Raw genomic sequence first — 22,998 nt, forward strand, 5'->3', positions numbered from 1 at the left:
GTGGTCTGGGGAGTGAAGAAGGAAGTCGGTGGGGGCGGGCAGGGCTCGGAGTCGGGGTTTCCGGGGGCCCGGGGTGAGGGGGCCCGGGTCAGCGCGGGGGCGCCGTCCACGGCAGGGGTCCTATCCGGTAGAGCACCTCGGGCAGGTGCCCCTCCTCGGGGAACAGGCCCGGGTCGAACAGGACCTCGCGCTCCACGGCCGCGCCGTGCCGCTCGGCGAACGAGGTGAACAGGCGGTTCGATGCCGTGTTGTCCGGGGTGATCGTGGTCTCGACCCGGTCGATGCCCTTCTCGTGGGCGACCCGCTCGGTCAGCCCGTCGAGCAGGGCGCCCGCGAGGCCGCGCCCGCGCTGGCTCGCGTCGACGGCGACCTGCCAGACGACGAGGGTGCGGGGGGCCTCGGGGCGGAGGTATCCGGTCACGAAGCCCACCGGCTCGCCGTCGGCGCCGCGGGCCACCACGGAGGTGGCGGCGAAGTCGCGGCACCACAGGAGGTAGCTGTACGACGAGTTGAGGTCGAGCACCTCGGAGTCGCGGGCGATGCGCCAGATCGCGGCTCCGTCGTCGACGCGTGGCGTGTCGAGCTTGAGTCCTTCCGGCATTTCCAAGAATTCCGTACGGGGACCTGCGTGGTCTGCTTGCGCGGCGGTCATGCGTATTCAATTTACCGAGCAAAAGTTAAAAATGCATCGGGGCAAGGGGTTACGCGGGCGGGGGTTCCTGTGTTATTCGGGCGCGGCCGTGCGGGCGCGCGACACCCCACCTGATTGCCCGTATATATGGGCCGATTCCCGGATGAACCGGGCGGCCTGTGGATCGCGTCACATATCCGTAACAACCCGGGCCGCGGCCACGGGAGAGGCCCCTGAGGTCTGTGGCGAATCCGTGTGTTTGAGACACGGGAAAGCGGGAAGAAGAGTTCCGGACTCTACGCATTTGGAGAATACGGAATTCCGTTGAGGAGAACATAGCGCGAATGCGCGAAACTGTCACCGGAATCACGGAACCCAACCGTCCCAGAGTCCGTCCGCCCCCTCGCGGACCCGGCGCGGGCCGGGCCCGCCCCTCCCGCGTACCGCGCCGCTCGTAGAGTGCCTGCCATGAGCGAAGGCACGGTGCTGCACATCAAGGGACGGGTGCTCCGCGGTCCGGAGGACGTCCGGGACGAGCTGTGGGTGCGGGACGGCCGCGTCACCTACGAGGCCCCCGCCGCCGCGCGGGAGGTGACCACCCTCACCGGCTGGGTCCTCCCCGGACTCGTCGACGCCCACTGCCACGTCGGCCTGGACGCCCGGGGCCCGGTCGACGAGTCCACCAGCGAGAAGCAGGCCCTGACCGACCGCGACGCCGGGACGCTGCTGATCCGCGACGCCGGCTCGCCCTCCGACACCCGCTGGATCGACGACCGCGAGGACCTGCCCCGGATCATCCGCGCCGGCCGGCACATCGCCCGCACCCGCCGCTACATCCGCAACTACGCCCATGAGATCGAGCCGGGCGACCTCGTCGCGTATGTGGCGCGGGAAGCGCGCCGGGGTGACGGCTGGGTCAAGCTCGTCGGCGACTGGATAGACCGCTCCACCGGCGATCTCGCCCCCTGCTGGCCGCGCGGCGAGGTGGAGGCCGCCATCGCCGAGGCCCACCGGCTCGGTGCCCGCGTCACCGCCCACTGCTTCGCCGAGGACTCGCTGCGCGACCTGGTGGAGGCGGGCATCGACTGCGTCGAGCACGCCACCGGGCTGACCGGGGAGACCATTCCGCTCTTCGCCGAGCGCGGTGTGGCCATCGTCCCCACCCTCGTCAACATCGCGACCTTCCCCCGGCTCGCCGACGGCGGCCAGGAGAAGTTCCCCCGCTGGTCGGACCATATGCGGCGGCTCCACGAGCGGCGCTACGAGACCGTGGCCGCGGCCCACGACGCCGGCATCCCGGTCTTCGCCGGCACCGACGCCGGCGGCTCCCTTCCGCACGGCCTGATCGCGCAGGAGGTCGCGGAACTGGTGAAGGCCGGGCTCCCGGCGGCGACCGCCCTGTCGGCGGCCACCTGGGGGGCGCGGGAATGGCTCGGGCGCCCCGGCCTGACCGAGGGCGCCCCGGCGGACCTGGTGGTGTACGACACCGACCCGCGCGAGGACGTCCGCGTCCTGGCGGCGCCCCGGCACGTGGTGCTGCGCGGCCGCGTCACCGGCTGAGCCGCCGTACGCCGCCGTACGCCGCCGTACGGGGACCCGCCGCGGCGGATCCCCGGCCCGGGCCCCGTCCCCGCCTCCGGAGCCGCCGTGCCTCCGGGGCCGGGACGGGGCCCGGCGGGCTTCCCGGGACGGCGAGTCGAACGCACGCCCAGAAACCACCCGATGGTGTGAACTCACGCCATGTCGCTGCCTGTTCACCGACAGTACGTAAGTATGCGTTGCGTACGAGGTCGCCGCGCAGACGTCCCCCGGACCGCGCCGGCGACTCCATTTCTCTTGTGGGGGTTCCACACCTTGAACAGCAATGCCTTCGTCCCGCCCGTGCGCCGTACCGCCGCCGCGCTGACGGCCGCCGCTCTGGCCGCCGCCCCGGTGCTCCTCGCCGGTGCCGCGCCCGCGTACGCCTCCGGAGGGGACGGCAAGGCCGGAGCGGTCGTGCTGCGCGCGGACCTCGGGGTCACCCTGCTCGACCGGACCCGGGTGCCGCTGAACGTCACGCTCAACGAGGTCCAGGCCCCGGAGTCGGCCAGTGAGACGCTGCTGACCGCGCGGGTGGAGGGCGCCCACCGGGGCCGTCCCGTCGAGGTGCTGAAGGCGGCCGTCGCCACCGCGGAGGCGAAGACGGAGGCCGGGAAGGCCGAGGGGCGGGCCAACCTCGTGAACGCCCGGGTGTTCGTGCCCGGTCTGAAGAAGCACCCGCTGATCGAGCTCGACCAGGTCACGTCCACCGCCGTGTGCCCGGCCGGCGAGCAGCCGACGGCCGAGGCGAAGATCCCGGGGCATGTGACGGTCTTCGGCCAGCGGGTCGAGCTGACCGCCGAGGGCACCGCGCGGGCGGACGTCAAGGGCATCGGCTCGGTCGAGCTGGCCCTGGCGAAGACCACCACCACGGCGACGACCGCCGCGGCCACGGCCCTGGAGCTCCAGGTGTCCGTCACCCCGGAACTGACCGCGCCGAAGAAGCTCAACGTCGCGGCCGTGGAGGGCAAGGTCACCCTGGTGGAGGCCACCTGTGAGAGCCCCGCCGGCGGCTCCGGCGACGGCGGGCCGGGCACCGGCAGCGGCGGAGCGACCGAGGGCGCCACCGGCGGCTCGGGCGGCTCGGGCGGCGGCTCGGGCGACGGTGGCCCGGGTGACGGCGACGGCTCGGGTGACGGCTCCGGTGACGGCTCCGGCGACGGCGTCAGCACCCAGACCGGCTCGGGAAGCGGCGAGGACAACCTCGCCGCCACCGGCGGCAACTCCACCACCCCGTACCTGGCGGCCGGTGCCGGGGCCCTGCTCGCGGCCGGCGGAGTCTCGGTCTTCGTCGCACGGCGCCGGGCGGCCGCCCGCCGCGGCTGACCGCGACGGGTCCGGGGCCGCGGGCCCCGGACCCGGACCGGGAAGGTGACGGCGCGGGCCGCCCCGGGGGTGGGGCGGCCCGCGCCGTCGGCCTTCCCGCCGTTCGACCGGGCCGTACCCCCCGGCCGGCCCCGGCCCGGCCGCGCACGACCGCCCGTACGGCGGGGTGCCCGCGAGGCCGGCGGCGGGCGGGGTCAGCAGCCGGCGGGGTCAGCGGCCGGGGAAGTCAGCGGTCGGCGAGGGCCTTGGCCAGGGCATCGGCGAACCGGTCCGTGGTGCGGGGATCGCGGACCGCCAGCCGCAGCCACTCCGGACCGAGCCCCGGGAACGTGTCGCCCCGGCGGACCGCGAAGCCGTGCTCGCGCAGCCGTTCCCGTACGGCGGCCGCTCCCTCCAGCCGGAGCAGCACGAACGGCCCGGCGGCCGGACCGCAGACGGCGACCTCGCCGAACTCCGCCAGCCGCGCCAGCAGATGCTCCCGGTCCGCCGCCACGCGCTCCGCGGCGCGCTCCGCCTCCGCGAGCGCCGCCGGCTCGCAGCAGGCCTCCGCCGCCGCGAGGGCCGGCGCGGACACCGGCCACAGCGGCTGGGCGCGCTCCAGCGCCGCGATCCGCTCCGGTTCCGCGAGGACGTAGCCGATGCGCAGCCCGGCCAGCCCCCAGGTCTTGGTGAGGCTGCGCAGCACCACCAGTCCCGGCAGGTCCGTCCGTGACGCCAGTGAGGCGTGCTCGCCCGGCACCGCGTCCATGAAGGCCTCGTCGACGACCAGCAGCCGCCCGGGCCGGGCCAGCGCCGCCAGACCGGCCGGGCCGTCCGCGGGATGGAGGACGGAGGTCGGGTTGGTGGGGTTGCCGACCACGACCAGATCCGCGTCCTCCGGTACGGAGTCCGGGCGGAGCCGGAAGCCGTCCTCGCGGCGCAGCAGCACCCGTTCCACCCGGTGGCCGGCGTTCCGCAGGGCCGCCTCGGGCTCGGTGAACTGCGGGTGCACCACCACCGGACGGCGGGCCGGGAAGGCCCGGGCGGCCAGCACGAACGCCTCCGCGGCCCCGGCCGTCAGCAGCACCCGGGAGACGGGCAGCCCGTGCCGCCGCGCCACCGCCTCGCGGGCCGGGGCGCCGTCCGGGTAGGCGGCGAGTGTGCCGAGGGAGGCGGCGATCCGGGCCCTGAGCCAGTCCGGGGGAGTGCCGGCGCGGACGTTGACGGCCAGGTCGGTGAGACCGGTGCCGCGCACCTCGGCGTCGCCGTGGTGGCGCAGATCGGGTCCGGGCAGCGCGGTCACGGGATTCCTGCCTTTCGGGACCGGGCCGGCGCCGGGCCGGGCGGCGCGGGGGCCCGCGGGGCGCGGGGATGCGGGGTACGGGTGTGCGGGCTGGCGCCGTCCGGAGGCGGCTGCGGGCCGGGGGCGGCCGGGAAGCGGGCCACGGCCACCGTGGCCCGGGACGAGGCGGTCTTGGGCACCAGGAGCGCGCCCCCGGGGCCCGCGGCGAGCAGGGCGGCCGCCTCGGCCACACTCGGCGTGCCCGCCGCGCCGAGCACTGTACGGGACGGGTGCGGCACGTCCACGGCGGCCAGCTCCGCCGCCGTGTACGTCACCAGCGGTACGCCGAGCCGGGCCGCCGCCCCGGCGATGCCCGCCTCACCCGCCTTGGCCTCGGCGGTCGCCAGCACGGCGACCGCCGGGTCCCGCCGCCCGGCCTCCTCCAGCGCCGCCCGCAGCAGCGCCAGCACCTCGCCCTCGGTGACCCCGGCACGTGCGCCGACCCCGGCCGCGAGCACGGGGCCCCGGCCGGCCTCCTGGCCGTCCCCGCTCATCCCGCTGATCCCGCTCATCCGGCTCGTCCGGCTCATCGCGCGCACCATTCGACGAATCTGCGGGCCGTGCCCGGGGCGCCCGCCCAGTGCAGATGGACGTAGGAGGCGTGGACGCCCCGCCGGACGAAGCCCTCGACGCGGCGCGACGGCCGGTGCAGCCCCCAGGCCGGCGCGGCGCCCGCGCCCGGCTCGATCACCGTGCGGTGGAACTCGTGGCCCCGGAGCCTCGCCCCCACGGGGGCCAGCGGGCTGTCCGAGAGCGCCACGGCCTCGCGGTAGCCGAGCGTCAGCCGCTCCGTCATCCGCGCCTCGGCGTCCAGGACCCCGCACATCGGCCTGCCGTCCAGCGACCGGGCGAGGTACAGCAGGCCCGCGCACTCCGCCGCCACCGGGGCGCCCCGGGCGGCGAGCGCCGCGACGGCCTCGCGCAGCGGCTCGTTCGCCGACAGCTCGGGCGCGTACATCTCGGGGAAGCCGCCGCCGACGACGAGTCCGGCGGTGCCCGGCGGCAGCTTCTCGTCGTGCAGCGGGTCGAAGGGGACGACATCGGCGCCGGCCGCCGTGAGCAGCTCGGCGTGCTCGGTGTACGAGAAGGTGAAGGCCGGACCACCCGCGACGGCGACCACCGGGCGCCCGGGCCGGTCCCTCCCGTCCCGCCACGCCCCGGCCCCGTGCCCGGACGCGCCCGGCGCCGGGGCCGCCACCACCGGGGGAGACGCGGGAACCGGCGAAGCCGGGGCAGCCCCGGAGACCGGGGGCGCCAGGCCGGACCGGGCGCCCGTCACCGTGGTTCCCCCCGCGGGGGCCGCCCCCACCAGGGCTTCCCGTGCCGGGTCCCAGACCGGTCCCGGGAGGGGCGGGGCGCTGCGCGCCAGGGCGTACAGGGCGTCCAGATCGCAGCCCGCCCGCACTCGGGCCGCGAGCGCCGCCACCGACGCGACCGCCTCGGCCCGCCGCTCGGCGGCCGGCACCAGGCCCAGGTGGCGCGAGGGCGTCCCGGCGTCCGGTGAACGGCGCAGCGCGCCCAGCACCGGCACCCCGGACTCGTCCAGGGCCTCCCGCAGCAGCTCCTCGTGCCGCTCGGAGCCGAGCTTGTTGAGGATGACCCCGGCCAGGCGCACCTCCGGGTCCCAGGAGGCGAAGCCGTGGACCAGGGCCGCCACCGAACGGGACTGCGAGGAGGCGTCCACGACCAGCACCACGGGGGCCCGGAGCACCTTCGCCACCTGCGCGGTCGACGCCAGCTCGCCCTGCCCGGCGGCGCCGTCGTAGAGGCCCATGACGCCCTCGACGACGGCCAGGTCGGCGCCGGCCGCGCCGTGCAGGAAGAGCGGGGCGATCCGCTCGGGGCCGCACAGATAGGCGTCCAGGTTGCGTCCGGGGCGGCCGGCGGCGAGCGCGTGGTAGCCGGGGTCGATGTAGTCCGGGCCGACCTTGTGCGGGGAGACGGCGAGGCCGCGTCCGGCGTAGGCGGCGATCAGTCCGGTGGCCACGGTCGTCTTGCCGCTGCCCGAGGCGGGCGCGGCGATCACCAGACGCGGCACCGTGTGCGGGGCCGCCGCGGACGGGGCTCCGGCGGGCGGGGCCGCGGCGGGCGGGGTGCTCACCACTCGATGCCCCGCTGGCCCTTCTGGCCCGCGTCCATCGGGTGCTTCACCTTCGTCATCTCGGTGACCAGGTCGGCCGCGTCCAGCAGTTCCGGCGGCGCGTTGCGGCCGGTGATCACGACGTGCTGGGTGCCCGGCCGGGCGCGGAGCACCGCGACGACCTCGGCGGTGTCGATCCAGCCCCAGTGGAGCGGATAGGCGAACTCGTCCAGCACGTACAGGCGGTGGGTCTCGGCCGCGAGGTCCCGCTTGACCTGCTCCCAGCCCTCCCGGGCCGCCTCCTCGCTCGACTCCATGTCCCGCTGGGTCCAGGACCAGCCCTCGCCCATCTTGTGCCAGACGACGGGGCCGCCCTCGCCCGAGGCGCCCAGGACGCGCAGCGCGCGCTCCTCGCCGACCCGCCACTTCGCGGACTTCACGAACTGGAACACCCCGACCGGCCAGCCCTGGTTCCACGCCCGCAGCGCCATGCCGAAGGCGGCCGTGGACTTCCCCTTGCCGGGGCCCGTGTGCACCATCAGCAGCGGCCGGTTGCGGCGCTGACGGGTCGTCAGTCCGTCGTCCGGCACCGTGCTCGGCTTTCCCTGCGGCATTACGCGGCCCTCCCGGTCGTGTTCGTCGTCCCCGTTGTTCCCGTCGTCCCCGTTGTTCCCGTCGTTCCTGCCGTCCCCGGCCTCTTCGCCGCCGCCGGTCCGGGCCTTCGCCCGGTGTGCTGCGCGGACGGTGCTTGCCGCGTGCCCCGGACGCCGCGGACCAGCCCGGCCACGCTGTCCGCGCGCAGCTCCTCCAGGGTCACGGCCTCGGCGCCCAGCCGGCGGGCCAGTTCCCCGGCCAGCCCCAGCCGCACCGGCCCCGACTCGCAGTCCACGACCACCGACGCCGTCCCCTCGGCGGCCAGCAGGTGCGCGGCCCGCGTCACCGGCGTGAACGGATCCGCCGCGCGCCCGGCGCGTGCCCCGTCGCCCGTACCGCCGCGCCCGCCGGTCCCGGCGCTCCGCGCGGCGGTCGCCCGGCCGTCGGTGACGACCACCAGCAGCGGCCGCCGGGACGCGTCCCGCAGCCGCTCCACCCGCAGCACCTCGCGTGCCCGCAGCAGTCCGGCGGCCAGCGGGGTGCGGCCGCCCGTCGGCAGTGACTCCAGCCGCGCCGCCGCCGCGTCCACGGAGGACGTCGGCGGCAGCACCAGTTCCGCGCCCGTGCCCCGGAAGGTGACCAGCCCGACCTTGTCGCGCCGCTGGTACGCGTCCAGCAGCAGCGACAGCACCGCGCCCTTGACGGCGCTCATCCGCCGCCGCGCCGCCATCGACCCGGAGGCGTCGACGAGGAACAGCACGAGATTGCCCTCGCGTCCCTCGCGCACCGCCTCCCGCAGATCGTCGCGGCGCACGACCAGACCGCTGCCGGCCCGGCCCCGCGCGCGCTGGTACGGGGCGGCGGCCCGGACGGTCGCCGCCAGATGGAGCTTCGTCAGGGCGCCCCGCGGCCGTCGCGCGCCGGTGGTGCGCCCGTGCCGGGTGCGGGCGCGCGAGCGGCGCCCGGCCGCCCCCTCGCCCAGGCCCGGCACGCTCAGCACCCGGGTGCGGAACGGATCGGCGGCTCCCACCGCACGCTGCCCGGGGCCGTCCCCGCCGGTGACCGGCCGGTCCTCCCCGGCGGGCTCGTCCCCCGCCGCGGCGGACGGCTCGCCCGCCGGCTCCCCCGCACCGTCCGGACGACCGCCGGGATCCTCCGCGGCGCCCCCGTCCTCCGGGCCGCCGGGGCTCTGCTCGGGTGCGGTGTCCCCGCCCGGCGCGCTCCCGTCGTCCGTGGGGCCGTCGTCCGTGGTGCCGCCGTTCCCGCTGTCTCCGCCGTCCCCGCCCCCGGGGCCGTCCGGTCCGTCACCCGGGTCGTCCGGGTCGTCCGGGCCGCCGGGGCCGGGGTCCGGTTCGTCGCCGCCGAACTCCTCCAGCGTCCGGTCGAGCTTCTCCTCGTCCAGGCCCGGCGCGTCGAACGGATTGCGGCGCCGGCGGTGCGGGAGCGCCAGCAGCGCCGCCTGCCGGACGTCCTCCTCGCGCACGTCCGTGCGACCGGCCCAGGCGGCGAGCGCCGTCGCCGTACGGGCCATCACGATGTCCGCGCGCATCCCGTCCACCTCGAACGCGGCGCAGACGGCGGCGATCCGGCGCAGTGACCGGTCGTCCAGCACGACCGACGGCAGCAGCGCGCGCGCCGCCGCGATCCGCGCCCGCAGCGCCGACTCCTCGGCCGCCCAGCGGCCCGCGAAGCCGGCCGGGTCGTCGTCGTGCGCGAGCCGCCGCCGGACGACCTCCACCCGCAGCTCCGGCTCGCGCGAGGCGGAGACCTCGACCGTCAGCCCGAACCGGTCGAGCAACTGCGGCCGCAGTTCGCCCTCTTCCGGGTTCATCGTGCCGACCAGCAGGAAGCGCGAGGCGTGCCGTACGGAGACCCCCTCGCGCTCCACATAGGAGGCGCCCATGGCGGCGGCGTCCAGCAGCAGGTCCACCAGATGGTCGTGGAGCAGATTGACCTCGTCGACGTAGAGCACGCCGCGGTGGGCCTCCGCGAGCAGCCCCGGTTCGAACGCCTTCTTCCCCTCCGACAGGGCGCGTTCGATGTCGAGCGCGCCGGCGAGGCGGTCCTCGGAGGCGCCGACCGGCAGTTCGACCATCCGGGCCGGCCGCTCCGTTCCCGGTGCCGCGGGGTGCGGGCCGTCGGGGCAGGCACCGTCCGGTGCCTGCGGATCGCAGGAGAAGCGGCAGCCCGGCACCACGGCGACCGGCGGCAGCAGCGCCGACAGGGCGCGCACGGCGGTCGACTTGGCGGTGCCCTTCTCCCCGCGGACGAGCACCCCGCCCACGGCGGGGGACACCGCGTTCAGCAGCAGGCCCAGCCGCAGGTCGTCCATGCCGACGATCGCGGTGAACGGGTAGTGCGGATCGGGGGAGCGGGACACGGCGCCGGCCGTGCCGCTCGTGACGGTGCCGCTCGTGACGGTGTCGCTCATGCGGTGCCCTCCGGTGGAACCCTCGGAAATCGGTCAGGTGTCCGCCTCCGCGGCCCGGACGGCCGGGGCGGTACTCGGCGGGACGGCGCGCCGGGCCGCACGCTCACGGCGGTGCGCCCGGCGGCGTGCGGACAGCCGCGCTCACGGCGCGCCCGGTGGTACGAACGGCAGGTCCGGCGGCGCCCCCTCCTCGATCAGCCGCAGCAGCGCCCCGGTGTCGGCGTGCTCCTCGATCAGGTCCCCCAGCCGGTCGAGCTGCTCCTCGCGCAGCTCCCCGAAGGCCGTGTCCGGCGCCGGGACGAAGCGGCGCCCGGCGTCCCGCGCCACCCGGCGCAGAAACGCCCGCCGGAAGGCGTCGCTCTCCAGCGAGCCGTGCCAGTGCGTGCCCCAGACGGAGCCCGCCCGGCAGCCGTCCAGGGCGCGGCCTTGGCCGTCGGTCATGAACGGCTCGGCGGAGTCCGCCACGCCGGCCACCCCGTGGTGGATCTCGTAGCCCGCCACCGGCTCGCCCAGGGCCTCGCCCGCCGGCCGTGCCAGCGTCTTCTCCACCGCGAAGCGCACCCGCAGCGGCAGCAGTCCCAGCCCGTCCACCGTCCCGGCCCGCGACTCGACCTCGTCCTCGATGCGCTCGCCCAGCATCTGGTAGCCGCCGCAGATCCCGAGCACCGGCCGCCCCTCCGCGGCCCGCCGCGCGACGGCCTCGGCGAGGCCCCGTTCACGCAGCCAGGCCAGCGCGCGCACGGTGCCGCGGGTGCCCGGGAGGACGACGAGATCGGCGTCGGCCAGCTCCTCCGGCCGGTCGGCGAAGCGCACCAGGACGCCGGGTTCGGCGGCCAGCGCGTCGACGTCCGTGAAGTTGGACATCAGGGGCACGGCCGCCACGGCGATCCGCAGCACCTCCTCGCCGCACGGAGGTCCGGCGGCGGACTCGCGGACCGCGCCGCGCAGCGAGAGCCGCAGCCCGTCCTCCTCGTCGATGCCCAGGCCGTGCGCGTACGGCAGGACGCCCAGCACCTGCCGCCCCGTCAGCCCGCGCAGCATGTCCAACCCCGGCTCCAGCAGGGACGCGTCGCCGCGGAACTTGTTCACCACATAGCCCGCGACCAGCGCCTGGTCGGCGCGGCTCAGCAGGGCCGTGGTGCCGAAGAAGGACGCGAACACCCCGCCGCGGTCGATGTCGCCGACCACCACGGCTGGCAGTCCGGCCGCCCGGGCCAGCCCCATGTTGACGATGTCGTGCCGGCGCAGATTGATCTCCGCCGGGCTGCCCGCGCCCTCGCAGATCACCGCGTCGTACCGGGCGCGCAGCCGCTCGTAGCAGTCGAGGACGACGGGGAGCAGCGCCTCCCGGCGGTTCGCGCTCGGGGCGCCCCCGGTCCCCGGGCCGGCCGCGAAGTAGCCCCGGGCGCTCAGCTCACCGGCCGGTTTGCCGAGCACCACGACCTGGCTGCTGCGGTCGCCGCCGGGCTTGAGCAGTACCGGGTTCATCAGCGCCGACGGCTCCACCCGCGCCGCCTGCGCCTGCATGGCCTGCGCGCGGCCGATCTCGGCCCCCTCGGGTGTCACAAAGGAGTTCAGCGACATGTTCTGCGCCTTGAACGGGGCCACGGAGACGCCCTTGCGGGCCAGCCACCGGCAGATACCGGCGGTGACGACGCTCTTGCCCGCGTCGGAGGTGGTCCCCGCGACCAGCAGGCCGCCGCCGGTCCGGTGGCTGCCGGTCCGGGTGCTGCCGCCGTCGGTGCCGGTCATCCCCGCCCCTCTCCGGCGGCCCGCCGCCGCCCGCTCACCGGACGCGCGCCCCGCGGGCCGGCGGGCGGCCGGGGGACAGCCGTCGCGCCACCCCGGAGCGCCCCGTACGCCAGCCGTCCGCCGGCGCACACCACCAGCGCCAGCGCGCCGACCCGGTGCGAGAGCCGCACCGCACGCTCGATGTCGCGCGGCTCCACCGGGCGGTTGCCGGCCCCCAGCACGGGCCGGTGTTCGACCCGGCCGCCGTACGCCAGCGTGCCGCCCAGCCGTACGCCGAGGGCCCCCGCGAACGCCGCCTCCACCGGGCCGGCGTTGGGGCTCGGGTGGCGCCGGGCGTCGGAGCGGAGCACCCGCAGGGCGCCCCGCGGGTCCGGGCCGGCGAGCACGGCCAGCGCGGCGGTGAGCCGGGACCCGGGGAAGCCCGCCACATCGTCCAGCCGGGCCGGGGCCCAGCCGAACCGGCGCAGCCGCGGCGACTTGTGGCCGGCCATCGCGTCGAGGGTGTTGACCGCGCGGAAGCCGGCCAGGCCGGGCACCCCGGCGGCGGCACCCCACACCAGCGCCCCGACGACCGCGTCGGAGGTGTTCTCCGCGACGGACTCCACGACCGCGCGGGCGATCTGCTGTGCGTCCAGCGACTGCGGGTCCCGCCCACAGAGGCCCGGCAGCCGTTCGCGCGCCCGTGCCAGGTCACCGGCCTCCAGCGCGGCGCCGACGGCCCGCGCCTCACGGCCGAGCGACGTGCCGCCCAGCACGGCCCAGGTGACGGCGGCGGTCAGCGCCCCGGAGGCGGCGGGGGAGCGGCGTACGGCGCGGGAGACCCCGGCGGCCGCGGCCACCGTGCCGCCGGCGCACAGGGCGGTGTACAGCGCCCCGGCACCCCGGTGATCGCGCCACAGCAGCCGCTCGGCGGCCGTTGCGGCCCGCCCGAACGCGGCGACGGGGTGGCCGCGCCGGGGATCGGCCAGAAGGAGGTCGGCGAGGAAGCCGAGCGCCGTACCGGCGACGAGGACGGCGTCCGTGGAGTGCGGAGGAGCGGGCGCCGGGGGCGCGGGTGTCCGGGGCGCGGGGGCCCCGGCGGCGTCTTCGGAACGCATCGGCTCAGACCGCCGTCACGCCTCGGAGGGGGGACGGGGGCGGCGGGGCCGCCGGGAGCGGAGGGAGGGGCGCCCGCCCGCGGGCCGTCCGGCCACGGGGCGTTCGACGGCAGGGCGTACTGCGGCGGCAGCCGGGCATCGCGTGTGTCCTCACTCAGGGTCCGCGCCCTGGTTCGACGTGACCGGCGGTGAGAGTCTCCTGGCTCCCGGATCGGCGCGGGCCCCGGTCTTCCCGCCCGTCGGAACGGGCCGTGACGTGGGTGGGGTGCGCTCCCCGGTGACAGTGGCGGGACCGCGCCGGATTCGCACCGGCTTCCTCTCCTGCCGCCGTTTGGCCCCGGCAGTCCACCACGCCCGGGAACGCCCGTCAACTCGCCCTTGACCTGCGGGGGATCAGTGTGCGGAGTGCCACACCGGGGCGTGCGCGGTGCGTACGCCGCCCGGTGCCGGGTCGGGAGGGGCGCACGGGACGGGAGAGCCGGGTGGAGAGGGATGGCAGGGCGCCGGGGCGGCCGCGGACGGGCGCGGCGGCCGCGGACGGGCAGGGCGGGGGACGGGCGGGCGGAAGGGGCGCGGGCGACGCGGAGGGCCCGCCGCCCCGGCAGCACGCGTCACGCGCTGTCCGGGCGGCGGGCCCGGGTGCCGCTGTACCGCCGGCCCGTTCGACGCGGGCGGTGCGGGTGGTGCGGGAGACCGTCAGGCGACGATCAGATAGATCCCGTACGCCACGACCGCCGCGGAGACCGCGAAGCAGACCGTGGCGAGGGTGCGTGCCAGGGCGGTCGGCGCCTCGGTGACCGTGGCGCCCTCCGCGCCGTCCGCCTGCGGGTGCCGCCGGGCGGAGGTGCCGACGATACCCAGGGTGAAGACGCCGACGATGGCGACGGTCGCCACGAGGCTGACCACGGAGACCTGGCCGAGTGCTGCCCAGTCGATGTTCATGGGGTTCTTCCTTCTACCTGAGCCGTCAGACGACGGTGGCCTTGGACGCCGGGGACTCGGACGCCGGGGACGCGGAGCGCGGGGAACCGGCCTCGCCGTCGTGGGCGGCCGCCTCCAGCACGGAGTCGGTGGGCGGCGGGGAGAGGGAGGCGACGACGTCGGCGACGATGTCCTCGTGCTCCGGATCGGCGTCCGGGCCGGGGACGTCGTTCACATTGCTGTGGTCGACCTTCTCCTGGCGCGACTTCACCCAGATCCAGGCGCTGCCCGCGAGAGCCATGACGGCGACCGCGGTGACGCCCCAGGTGCCGCGCCCGGCCAGCAGGGCGGCCAGTCCGGCGACGAGGCCGGCGGCCGGCAGGGTCAGGCCCCAGGCGACGAACATGCGGGTCGCGGTCGACCAGCGCACCACGCCGCCCTTGCGGCCCAGGCCGGAGCCCATGATCGCGCCGGAGGACACCTGCGTGGTGGAGAGGCCGAAGCCCAGGTGGGAGGAGGCGAGGATGACGGTCGCCGCGCCGGTCTGGGCGGAGAAGCCCTGCGGCGGCTGGATGTCGGTGAGGCCCCGGCCCATGGTGCGGATGATCCGCCAGCCGCCGAGGTACGTGCCGAGGGCGATGGCGACACCGGCCGAGGTGATGACCCAGAACGGCGGACCGGCGTCGGGCGCGAGCACACCGCCGGTGATGAGCGCGAGGGTCATCACACCCATGGTCTTCTGGGCGTCGTTGGTGCCGTGGGCGAGGGAGACCAGGGCGGCCGAGGCGATCTGCCCGGAGCGGTAGCCCTTGGCGGTGTCCCGCTCGTCGCGTCCGCGGGTGAGCCGGTAGGTGAGCCGGGTGGCGGCCATCGCCGCGAGTCCCGCGACGATCGGCGCGGCCAGGGCCGGCAACAGCACCTTCGAGAGGACGACGTCGAGGTGGATGGCCCCGATGCCCGCGGAGAACAGGGTGGCGCCGATCAGACCGCCGTAGAGGGCGTGCGACGAGCTGGAGGGGAGGCCCACCAGCCAGGTCAGCAGATTCCACATGATCGCGCCGACGAGCCCGGCGAAGATCACTTCTGGACGGATACCACTCTCGTCGACGATGCCGCCGGAGATGGTCTTGGCGACCTCCACGGACAGGAACGCGCCGACGAGATTGAGGACCGCCGACATCGCCACCGCTGTCCTGGGCTTCAGGGCCCCGGTGGAGATGGTCGTGGCCATCGCGTTGGCGGTGTCGTGGAAGCCGTTCGTGAAGTCGAACACCAAGGCCGTGATGATCACGATCCCGATGAGAAGCGTGATGTGTTCCATTCACCCAGGCAATCGTTTCGGGGGCCGGTTACACAGCGAAGGTAGGGACGTCCGGTGAACGGAAGGTGAATGGGAGTGGGCTTCCAGGTGCGATTGCGGACCGCCGTCCGGGGGTGACAGCGGGGTCTTATATCCCTCATGGGGTGCGATACCGGGCGGATCGGCCGCTCCAAGGCGTCCGGAGACTGAATGCACACCGGACCCAAGGTGAACAGCGCTCCCGGCGGATCCCACGGAAGGGGGAGTTCCGGCACCGGCCGAGGCGGGCCGCCGGCTCCCGCCCCCGGCCCGCCGGTCCTCTCTCTGACAGGATCGGCCACCGGAGGTGAGGGCAGTGACGGAACCGCTCCCGCAGGAGCTCGCCGGCGCCTGGGCCGATCTGGTGGCCACGGCCCGGCGCACCACCGACGAAGGGCTGGTCACCGGCACCTCCGGCAACGTCTCGGTACGCGTCGGCGACACGGTCCTCGTCACGCCCAGCGGGGTGCCGTACCACCGGCTCGGACCCGCGGACGCGGTCGGCGTGGACCTCGGCGGACGGCGCCTCCTCGGCGCACTGCGGCCCACCAGCGAACTGCCGATGCACCTCGCGGTCTACCGGGCCACCGGCGCCCGCGCCATCGTGCACACCCACGCCGTGCACGCCACGGCCGTCTCCACGCTCGTCACCGAGCTCCCCCTCGTCCACTACATGGCCGCCGCGCTCGGCGGCCCCGTCCGCGTCGCCCCGTACGCGCTCTACGGCAGCGAGGAGCTGGCCCGTCACACCCTGGACGCCCTCCGCGACCGCACCGGATGCCTGCTGCGGAACCACGGCACGCTCACCTACGGCGCCACGCTCGACCAGGCGTACGACCGGACCGCGCAGCTGGAGTGGATGTGCCGGGTCTGGCTGGCCGCCCGTTCCGTGCCCGGCCTCAGCCCCGCCCTGCTCTCCCGGGAGGAACTGGCCGAGGCCGCCGGGAAACTCCGCGACTACGGCCCGCGCCCCTGACGGCCGCGCCGCGCCCCGCCCGGCCGGATCACCCCCGGGCGGGCCGGCACTGGCCGCCCGGCCGTATCCCGAGCACACTGGGACCGATGCGACCTCGTACAGCGGCGGCCCTCGCCGCCACAACCGTTCTCGGCGCCGGTACGGCCGCGGTGGCCGCCGGGCGGTACGCCGGCGACGCGGCCCTGTCCCCGTCCCGGCCGCTGCCGAGCGACCCCCGGCTCACCGTCCACGCCACCACCGCCGACACGGTGACCCTCACCCGCAGCCTGGCCTCGCTGCGGCCCGGCACCTACGGACTGACCGGCGGCGGCGTGCACGCCGTCATCGGCGACGTGGCCGAGGACGCCGACTGCCCGCCCGACTCGGTGGTGCGCCGCCTGGTGCGGGTGGAGCGCGGCGGCCTCCGGCGCGGTGCCAAGGTGCGCTTCACCCCGCAGGTCCACACCGGCAACCCCGGCGAGGCGCACGGCCTGGAGTACGAGGACGTGGAGGTGCCCGGCGAACTGGGCCCGCTGCCCGCCTGGCTGGTGCCCGGCACCCGCTCGACCTGGGTCGTCACCGCGCACGGCCTCGGCACCACCCGGGAACACCCCATGGTCGTCATGCCGTTCCTCTCCCGCCTCGGCGTCCCCGTGCTCGACCTCTCCTACCGGGGCGACCCGGGCGCGCCCCGCGACCCGGACGGCACCGGACACCTCGGCGACACCGAGTGGCGCGACCTGGACGCCGCCATCCGCTTCGCCGTGCACCGGGGCGCCGAGCGGGTCGTGCTGCACGGCTGGTCCACCGGCGGCAGCATGGCCGTGCACACCGTGGCCAACTCGGCGCTGCGGGACCGGATCGGCGGCCTGGTGCTCGACTCGCCCGTGCTCGACTGGCACTCCACGGTCCGCGCCCTCGCCGCCGCCCACGGCACCCCCCGGGCGCTGCTGCCGCTGGCCGTACGGGCCGCGGAGGGCAGGGCGGGGCTCGGCGCGGAGAGCCTGGCGGAGGCTTCGGCGCCGTCCCGGGTCTCCGTTCCCACCCTGATCCTGCACGGCCCGGACGACCGGCTGGCACCCTGGGACCGCTCGCAGCTCCTCGCCGAGCGCCGCCCGGACCTCGTCACCCTCCACGCCGTGCCGGAGGCCCCGCACGCCGCGATGTGGAACGCCGACCCGGCCGGCTACGAGGAGGCCCTGCGCCGCTTCCTGACCGCGCTGCTGTAGCCGGCCTGGGACGGGCGAGCGGCGGCCGGAGCCCCGGGCACGGGGGCCGGGGGAGCGGCCCGAAACACCGTCACCCGGTGCGCGGCACCCCCGCGTACCGGCCCCGGCACCGGCCGGGAACCCGTCCGCGGCCCGTGCCGGACCCGCCCCGGAGAGCGTTCCGGACCCGCCGCGTCATGGGCGCCGCACCCTCCGATTGGGCTTTCGGGCCGTCACCCGGGACACTGCTGCCGTGACGTCCCGTACTCCGCGCGACTCCCGGCTCCATCTTGTCCCGAAACGACCGACGACCGCCGCCAGGCGGGCGGTGACCACCCGTCGTAAACGGCAGGGCCCCCCGGCCTGGGGGGCCACCGCTCCCCGCCCGCCCGCGGGCACCCCCGCCCCCGCCGAACTGGCGCGCCACGCACGGGAGATCCTCGCCGGAGCGGTGCGGATCGCCCGCTGGGCCGACGCCGAGCGGGGCCGCGGCGCCCGGCCCGGGCCCGGCGGCACGGGAGTGCTCTCCGGCGAGTCCGCCGAACGGGCCGCCGCCGCTCTCGGGCTGGCACCGCACCGGGTCCGCGCCGACTGGGACCGGGCGCGGCTCGCCGGGCTCGTCGAACTCCACGGTGACGTGGCCCGCCCCGGCTGGCGCCTCCACGCCTGGGACCGCGACGACACCGCCGCGCTGCGCGGCTGGGTCGCCCTGCTCGACGCCTGGTCGATAGCCCATCCCGCCCCGTCCGCCTTCGCGCCCACCGTCGTCGCGGAGGTCGTGGAGGCCGTTCCGCAGCTGCTGTCCGTCCTCCAGCTGTCGGCCGGTCCCGTGCCCCTCGGCACGCTCGGGGACATCCTCGAACAGCGTGTCGCCGAACTCCGGACGGAACGCTGCGAGGTCCCCGGCGCCGGCAACGGCGCCCCCGCCCCGGCCGCCGCCCCCGCCGAGCGCACCGGGGCCGCCGGTGACCGGCCCGGGGAGAGACCGGCCGGGGACGGCCCCGCCGGCGGCCCGCCCCCGGCACCCCTGCTGGACTGGGCGCTGGACGGCCTGGTCTCCGTCGGCGCGCTGACCCGGGAGGACGGCCAGGCCATGCTGACCCCGCTCGGCAACTGGGCGGTCTGGGTCAAGCTCGAACAGATCTGCGTGGCCGCCCAGAGCCCGGCCGGCAACATCGAACAGTCCGCCGCCGACATGCTGCGCGGCTGCGCCAACCTCACCCCCGGCCCGGCCCGCGCGGAGTACCGCGCCTGGCTCGCGGCCCGTCCCGCCGGCAGTGCCGTCGAGGAACTGCTGGAGGCGGCCCGCGGCGAGGACGCCCTGCTGCGCGGCCTCGCCTTCGAGGCGCTGCGCGTCGTCGGCGCCCCCGCCGAGCCGGCCGTGCGGGCGGTGACCGGCGAGCCGTATCTGCGCCCGTACGCCCTGCTGTGGCTGGCCGAACAGGAGGGCGGCGACCCCGAGGACTCCCCGGACGTGCTCACCCGCGAGGAGGCGACCTGGCTCTGGGTGGACACCGCCGCCGCGGTGGCCGACCACGGCGAGGGCCAGCTGCTGGTGCACCACCTGGAGTCCGCGGTGCAGGAGACCGTGCCCGCCCTGCTCAGGGAGGTGCGCTCGGTCGGCCATCCGCGCACGGTCCAGGTCCTGGTCGCCCTGGCCGCGGCCCACCCGGACCCGGCGCTGGCCAAGGCCGTGCGCCGGGCGGCCTTCCAGGTGCACACGGGCGGCGCGTAGCACCGGGGCCGCCCGCGCCCCCGGGCGTCAGCCCGGGGGCATCGTGCTGGGGGCGTAGTCGCCGAAGCTCCACACATGGCCCCCGGTGTCCCGGGCCGTGTACGTCCGGGCGCCGTAGGGCTCGTCGGCCGGGGCGGTGAGGATCTCCGCGCCGTGGGCCACCGCGCGGCGGTGGTGCGCGTCGACGTCGGACACCCGTACGTAGACCCCCGCCGGACCGCCGTCCGCCGGGGCGTCGGTGAGCGCCCCCTTCTCCGCCGTGCTGCCGAGCATCACCACCCCGTTGCCGTACGACAGTTCGGCATGGACGACCGTGCCGGTCTCCTCGTCCTCGTACACCGCGACCTCCGTGAAGCCGAAGGCCCCGGTGAGCTGCCGGAGAGCCGCGTGCGCGTCCTCGTAGCGCAGGGCCGGGCAGATGCTGGGATGGGCGCTGGCCCCGGCACCCGCACCGGCGTCCCCGCCGCCGCTCTCACGGGCATCCGCGCCGGCGCCGTCACGGTCCGCTCGGGCCGGGCTGTCCGTCATGGCGGTCACTCCTCACCGGATCGGCTCCGTACGGGCGGCGGGCGGTACCGGCCCGTCCGTCCCGCCTCCCAGTCTCCCCGCCCGTGCCCGGAAGGGCCCGCCGGACGGGCCCGGCCGCGGCCCGGGCCACCGGGGAGACCGGGTTGCGCCGACCGTTAGACTGGCCCGTATGGCAATTCTCCTCGCTCATTAGGCGGCGTCGCGACCGCGCCGTACGCGGCCTCACGAGATCCGCGATCCGCCCGGTATCAGCCCGGATTCGCCTGGATCCGCCCGTCGATCCGACCGCCCGACGTCCGTCCGTTCCGCCTGGAGTATTTCCGTGATCACCGCCACCGGCCTTGAGCTGCGCGCCGGAGCCCGTCTTCTGATCGAATCCGCATCCTTCCGCATCGCCAAGGGCGACCGCATCGGCCTCGTCGGCCGGAACGGCGCGGGCAAGACCACCCTCACCAAGGTCCTGGCCGGCCAGGGCATCCCCGCCGCCGGGACCGTCACCCGCTCCGGCGAGGTCGGCTATCTGCCGCAGGACCCGCGCACCGGCGACCTGGACGTGCTCGCCCGCGACCGCGTCCTCTCCGCCCGCGGCCTGGACGCCGTCATCCGCAAGATGCGCGAGAACGAGCAGCGGATGTCCACCGGCCAGGGCGCCACCCGCGACAAGGCGATGAAGAAGTACGAGCGCCTGGAGACCGAGTTCCTCACCAAGGGCGGTTACGCCGCCGAGGCCGAGGCCGCCACCATCGCCGCCAGCCTGGGGCTGCCCGACCGGGTCCTCGGCCAGCCGCTGCACACCCTCTCCGGCGGCCAGCGCCGCCGGGTCGAGCTGGCCCGGATCCTCTTCTCGGACTCCGACATCCTGCTGCTCGACGAGCCCACGAACCACCTCGACGCCGACTCGATCACCTGGCTGCGGGACTACCTCAAGACCTACAGCGGCGGCTTCGTGGTCATCTCCCACGACGTGCAGCTCGTCGAGACGGTCGTCAACAAGGTGTTCTACCTGGACGCCAACCGCTCCCGCATCGACGTCTACAACATGGGCTGGAAGCAGTACCAGGCCCAGCGCGAGGCCGACGAGCGGCGCCGCAAGCGGGAGCGCGCCAACGCCGAGAAGAAGGCCGCCGCCCTCAACAGCCAGGCCGACAAGATGCGGGCCAAGGCCACCAAGACCGTCGCCGCCCAGAACATGGCCCGGCGCGCGGAGAAGCTGCTCTCCGGACTGGAGGAGCAGCGGGTCTCCGACAAGGTCGCCAAGCTCCGCTTCCCCGACCCGGCGCCGTGCGGCAAGACGCCGCTCACCGCCGAGGGCCTGTCGAAGTCCTACGGCTCCCTGGAGATCTTCACGGACGTCGACCTGGCCATCGACAAGGGCTCGCGGGTCGTCATCCTCGGCCTCAACGGCGCGGGCAAGACCACGCTGCTGCGGCTGCTCGCGGGCGTGGAGAAGCCCGACACCGGCGCCGTGACCCCGGGCCACGGCCTCAAGCTCGGCTACTACGCGCAGGAGCACGAGACCCTCGACCCGGACCGCACGGTCCTGGAGAACATGCGCTCCGCCGCCCCGGACCTCGATCTGGTCGCGGTCCGCAAGACCCTCGGCTCGTTCCTGTTCTCCGGTGACGACGTCGACAAGCCCGCGGGGGTGCTCTCCGGCGGGGAGAAGACCCGGCTGGCGCTGGCCACCCTCGTGGTCTCCTCGGCCAATGTGCTGCTGCTCGACGAGCCGACGAACAACCTCGACCCGGCCAGCCGCGAGGAGATCCTCGGCGCGCTGCGCACCTTCACCGGCGCGGTGGTCCTGGTGACCCACGACGAGGGCGCCGTGGACGCGCTCCAGCCGGAGCGGATCATTCTGCTGCCGGACGGCGTGGAGGACCTGTGGGGCGAGGACTACGCGGATCTCGTCGCCCTGGCCTGATCTCCGGGGGGCGCCCCGGTCTCCGGGGGCGGCCCCACCGCTTGATCCACTCCGGCTGGATCATTCGGCCCATGCGTGATCCGTCATCTGAGTGAGTCCGGTTCGTACCCCGGTGCGTTTCCGTACCGGTGCGCCCCCGGTGTGCCATGCCCGGTCCTCCGGCCCGTCCACCACAGCTGACCTGGCCATTTCCGGTGGAAAACGGAAAACGGCGGTCGGAAACGGAATGGGGAGTTCAATTCGCCACCCCCTTCCGTGTGCCATGCAAGGGTCAAGGATGTCGTACGGACCTTGTCGAATGGGTGGCCAGGACGGCGGATAGGGGTGATCATGAGAAGTCCAGAGGCGCACTTCCCATGAGGAGGCACGGGTGGCCGAGACTCTGAAGAAGGGCAGCCGGGTAACCGGCACCGCGCGCGAAAAGCTCGCGGCCGACCTGAAGAAGAAGTACGACTCCGGTGCGAGCATCCGGGCGCTGGCCGAGGAGACCGGCCGCTCCTACGGATTCGTCCACCGGATGCTCAGCGAGTCAGGAGTGACCCTGCGGGGCCGCGGCGGTGCCACACGCGGCAAGAAGGCCACTTCGGCCTGACATCCGTCCCGTCCGCAAGGGCGGTGCGCCCCGAGGGAACGGGTGGTGACCACCCGGTCGGTCCCCGGACCGCCCGGGTGGTTACTGTGCAGTAATACAGTTGCCCGGGAGCGACCGGTACCGCCACGGCCCGCTCCCCGACAGGCGCTGATCCACTGCGGCCCATTCCGGAGGCACCCATGACCCTGCTGGACCGGGACGGCGTACGGCTCACCCTCGACGACGACGGCTCCGTCGCCACGGTGACCCTGGCCAACCCCGCCAAACGCAACGCCCAGACCTTCGCCCTGTGGCGCGCCCTGGCCGAGTCCGGGCGGCTGCTCCCGGGGACCGTCCGGGTCGTCGTGGTGCGGGCCGAGGGCCAGTCCTTCTCCGCGGGCCTCGACCGGCGCGCCTTCACCCCCGAGGGGATCGACGGCGAGCCCTCCGTCATGCAGCTCGCGGCCCGGGAGGACGGCGGCGAGTCCGCCATCGCCGAGTTCCAGGAGGGCTTCACCTGGCTCCGGCGGAACGACATCATCACCGTCGCCGCGGTGCAGGGGCACGCCATCGGCGCCGGCTTCCAGCTCGCCCTCGCCTGCGATCTGCGGGTCTGCGCCGACGACGTCCGGTTCGCGATGCGCGAGACCGCCCTCGGCATCGTGCCGGACCTCACCGGCACCCACCCGCTGGTCGCCCTCGTCGGCTACGCCCGCGCGCTGGAGATCTGCGTCACCGGCCGCTTCGTCCAGGCCGAGGAGGCCGAGCGCACCGGCCTCGCCAACCTCGTGGTCCCGGCGGCCGAGCTCGACGCCGCGGCCCGGGACCTGGCGGCGGCCGTGCTGGCGGCGCCGCGCGACGCCGTGATCGAGACCAAGGCCCTGCTGAAGGACGCCGCCGGCCGCACCCTCGACGAGCAGCGGGCCGCCGAGCGCGCGGCCCAGAGCCGCCGCCTCCGCGATCTGGCGGGCCTCTCCGACTGACCGCCGCCCGCCGCCTCCGCGGGACCC

Annotated in this window: 19 protein-coding genes and 1 riboswitch; of the genes, 8 read left to right on the plus strand and 11 right to left on the minus strand. The window is 75.8% G+C overall.

The window, feature by feature from the left end; all coding sequences use genetic code 11:
- Positions 1-88 precede the first annotated feature (88 nt).
- The gene (ectA, locus tag LIX60_RS25810) at positions 89-652 is read right to left on the minus strand and encodes a diaminobutyrate acetyltransferase (RefSeq protein ID WP_227961051.1); all 564 of its coding nucleotides are present in this window, start codon (positions 650-652) and stop codon (positions 89-91) included.
- Between the two features lie 447 nt (positions 653-1,099).
- Here ectA and LIX60_RS25815 point away from each other — a divergent pair, with 447 nt between their 5' ends.
- A complete protein-coding gene (locus tag LIX60_RS25815) occupies positions 1,100-2,191 on the plus strand; it encodes an amidohydrolase family protein (protein WP_227961054.1) in 1,092 nt (363 codons plus the stop codon).
- 294 nt (positions 2,192-2,485) lie between these two features.
- Positions 2,486-3,535 (plus strand): SCO1860 family LAETG-anchored protein, encoded by a 1,050-nt coding sequence (locus LIX60_RS25820; RefSeq protein ID WP_227961056.1) that lies wholly within the window; start codon positions 2,486-2,488, stop codon positions 3,533-3,535.
- 226 nt (positions 3,536-3,761) lie between these two features.
- On the opposite strand, the gene cobC is transcribed toward LIX60_RS25820, so the two are convergent.
- The 9 genes from cobC to LIX60_RS25865 form a co-directional block, all read right to left on the minus strand.
- Positions 3,762-4,817 (minus strand): Rv2231c family pyridoxal phosphate-dependent protein CobC, encoded by a 1,056-nt coding sequence (cobC, locus tag LIX60_RS25825; RefSeq protein WP_227961058.1) that lies wholly within the window; start codon positions 4,815-4,817, stop codon positions 3,762-3,764.
- On the minus strand, positions 4,814-5,386 hold the full coding sequence (locus LIX60_RS25830; protein ID WP_227961060.1) for a cobalamin biosynthesis protein: 573 nt from the start codon (positions 5,384-5,386) through the stop codon (positions 4,814-4,816). Before LIX60_RS25830 ends, cobC begins: the two co-directional genes overlap by 4 nt.
- Entirely contained in the window at positions 5,383-6,894 is a 1,512-nt protein-coding gene (locus LIX60_RS25835) for a cobyrinate a,c-diamide synthase (protein ID WP_227962926.1), read from the minus strand. Before LIX60_RS25835 ends, LIX60_RS25830 begins: the two co-directional genes overlap by 4 nt.
- A gap of 59 nt (positions 6,895-6,953) precedes the next feature.
- Entirely contained in the window at positions 6,954-7,550 is a 597-nt protein-coding gene (gene cobO / locus LIX60_RS25840) for a cob(I)yrinic acid a,c-diamide adenosyltransferase (protein WP_227961062.1), read from the minus strand.
- Positions 7,550-9,862 carry a putative cobaltochelatase gene (locus LIX60_RS25845; protein WP_265585793.1) on the minus strand — a complete coding sequence of 771 codons (2,313 nt, stop codon included), beginning with the start codon at positions 9,860-9,862 and terminating at the stop codon, positions 7,550-7,552. Before LIX60_RS25845 ends, cobO begins: the two co-directional genes overlap by 1 nt.
- Positions 9,863-10,102: 240 nt before the next feature.
- Positions 10,103-11,713 carry a cobyric acid synthase gene (locus LIX60_RS25850; protein WP_227961067.1) on the minus strand — a complete coding sequence of 537 codons (1,611 nt, stop codon included), beginning with the start codon at positions 11,711-11,713 and terminating at the stop codon, positions 10,103-10,105.
- Positions 11,710-12,810: a cobalamin biosynthesis protein gene (locus tag LIX60_RS25855; protein WP_227961069.1), complete on the minus strand. Its 1,101-nt coding sequence runs from the start codon at positions 12,808-12,810 to the stop codon at positions 11,710-11,712. Before LIX60_RS25855 ends, LIX60_RS25850 begins: the two co-directional genes overlap by 4 nt.
- Before the next feature lie 192 nt (positions 12,811-13,002).
- Positions 13,003-13,130, minus strand: a riboswitch (cobalamin riboswitch).
- A 376-nt stretch (positions 13,131-13,506) separates the two neighbouring features.
- Positions 13,507-13,752, minus strand: coding sequence for a hypothetical protein (locus LIX60_RS25860; RefSeq protein WP_019709623.1), 246 nt, complete (start codon positions 13,750-13,752; stop codon positions 13,507-13,509).
- Positions 13,753-13,777: 25 nt separating this feature from the next.
- Positions 13,778-15,052: an inorganic phosphate transporter gene (locus tag LIX60_RS25865; protein ID WP_227961072.1), complete on the minus strand. Its 1,275-nt coding sequence runs from the start codon at positions 15,050-15,052 to the stop codon at positions 13,778-13,780.
- Positions 15,053-15,386: 334 nt separating this feature from the next.
- Here LIX60_RS25865 and LIX60_RS25870 point away from each other — a divergent pair, with 334 nt between their 5' ends.
- The 3 genes from LIX60_RS25870 to LIX60_RS25880 all read left to right on the plus strand — a co-directional run bounded on the left by LIX60_RS25870 (position 15,387) and on the right by LIX60_RS25880 (position 18,968).
- Positions 15,387-16,046, plus strand: a complete 660-nt coding sequence (locus LIX60_RS25870) for a class II aldolase/adducin family protein (RefSeq protein WP_227961074.1) — start codon at positions 15,387-15,389, stop codon at positions 16,044-16,046.
- 86 nt (positions 16,047-16,132) lie between these two features.
- The gene (locus LIX60_RS25875) at positions 16,133-17,254 is read left to right on the plus strand and encodes an alpha/beta hydrolase (RefSeq protein ID WP_227961076.1); all 1,122 of its coding nucleotides are present in this window, start codon (positions 16,133-16,135) and stop codon (positions 17,252-17,254) included.
- A 232-nt stretch (positions 17,255-17,486) separates the two neighbouring features.
- Entirely contained in the window at positions 17,487-18,968 is a 1,482-nt protein-coding gene (locus LIX60_RS25880) for a hypothetical protein (RefSeq protein WP_227961078.1), read from the plus strand.
- A 27-nt stretch (positions 18,969-18,995) separates the two neighbouring features.
- Here LIX60_RS25880 and LIX60_RS25885 read toward each other — a convergent pair whose 3' ends face one another.
- Entirely contained in the window at positions 18,996-19,496 is a 501-nt protein-coding gene (locus LIX60_RS25885; RefSeq protein WP_227961080.1) for a VOC family protein, read from the minus strand.
- 322 nt (positions 19,497-19,818) lie between these two features.
- Between LIX60_RS25885 and LIX60_RS25890 the strand changes: the two genes are divergently transcribed.
- The 3 genes from LIX60_RS25890 to LIX60_RS25900 all read left to right on the plus strand — a co-directional run bounded on the left by LIX60_RS25890 (position 19,819) and on the right by LIX60_RS25900 (position 22,971).
- A complete protein-coding gene (locus LIX60_RS25890) occupies positions 19,819-21,417 on the plus strand; it encodes an ABC-F family ATP-binding cassette domain-containing protein (RefSeq protein ID WP_227961082.1) in 1,599 nt (532 codons plus the stop codon).
- Between the two features lie 370 nt (positions 21,418-21,787).
- Positions 21,788-22,009, plus strand: a complete 222-nt coding sequence (locus LIX60_RS25895; RefSeq protein WP_043472943.1) for a helix-turn-helix domain-containing protein — start codon at positions 21,788-21,790, stop codon at positions 22,007-22,009.
- A 179-nt stretch (positions 22,010-22,188) separates the two neighbouring features.
- Entirely contained in the window at positions 22,189-22,971 is a 783-nt protein-coding gene (locus tag LIX60_RS25900) for an enoyl-CoA hydratase/isomerase family protein (protein ID WP_227961084.1), read from the plus strand.
- Positions 22,972-22,998 lie beyond the last annotated feature (27 nt).

It is taken from the genome of Streptomyces sp. S07_1.15 (assembly GCF_020739505.1).
GTDB classification, from domain to species: Bacteria; Actinomycetota; Actinomycetes; order Streptomycetales; family Streptomycetaceae; genus Streptomyces; species Streptomyces xinghaiensis.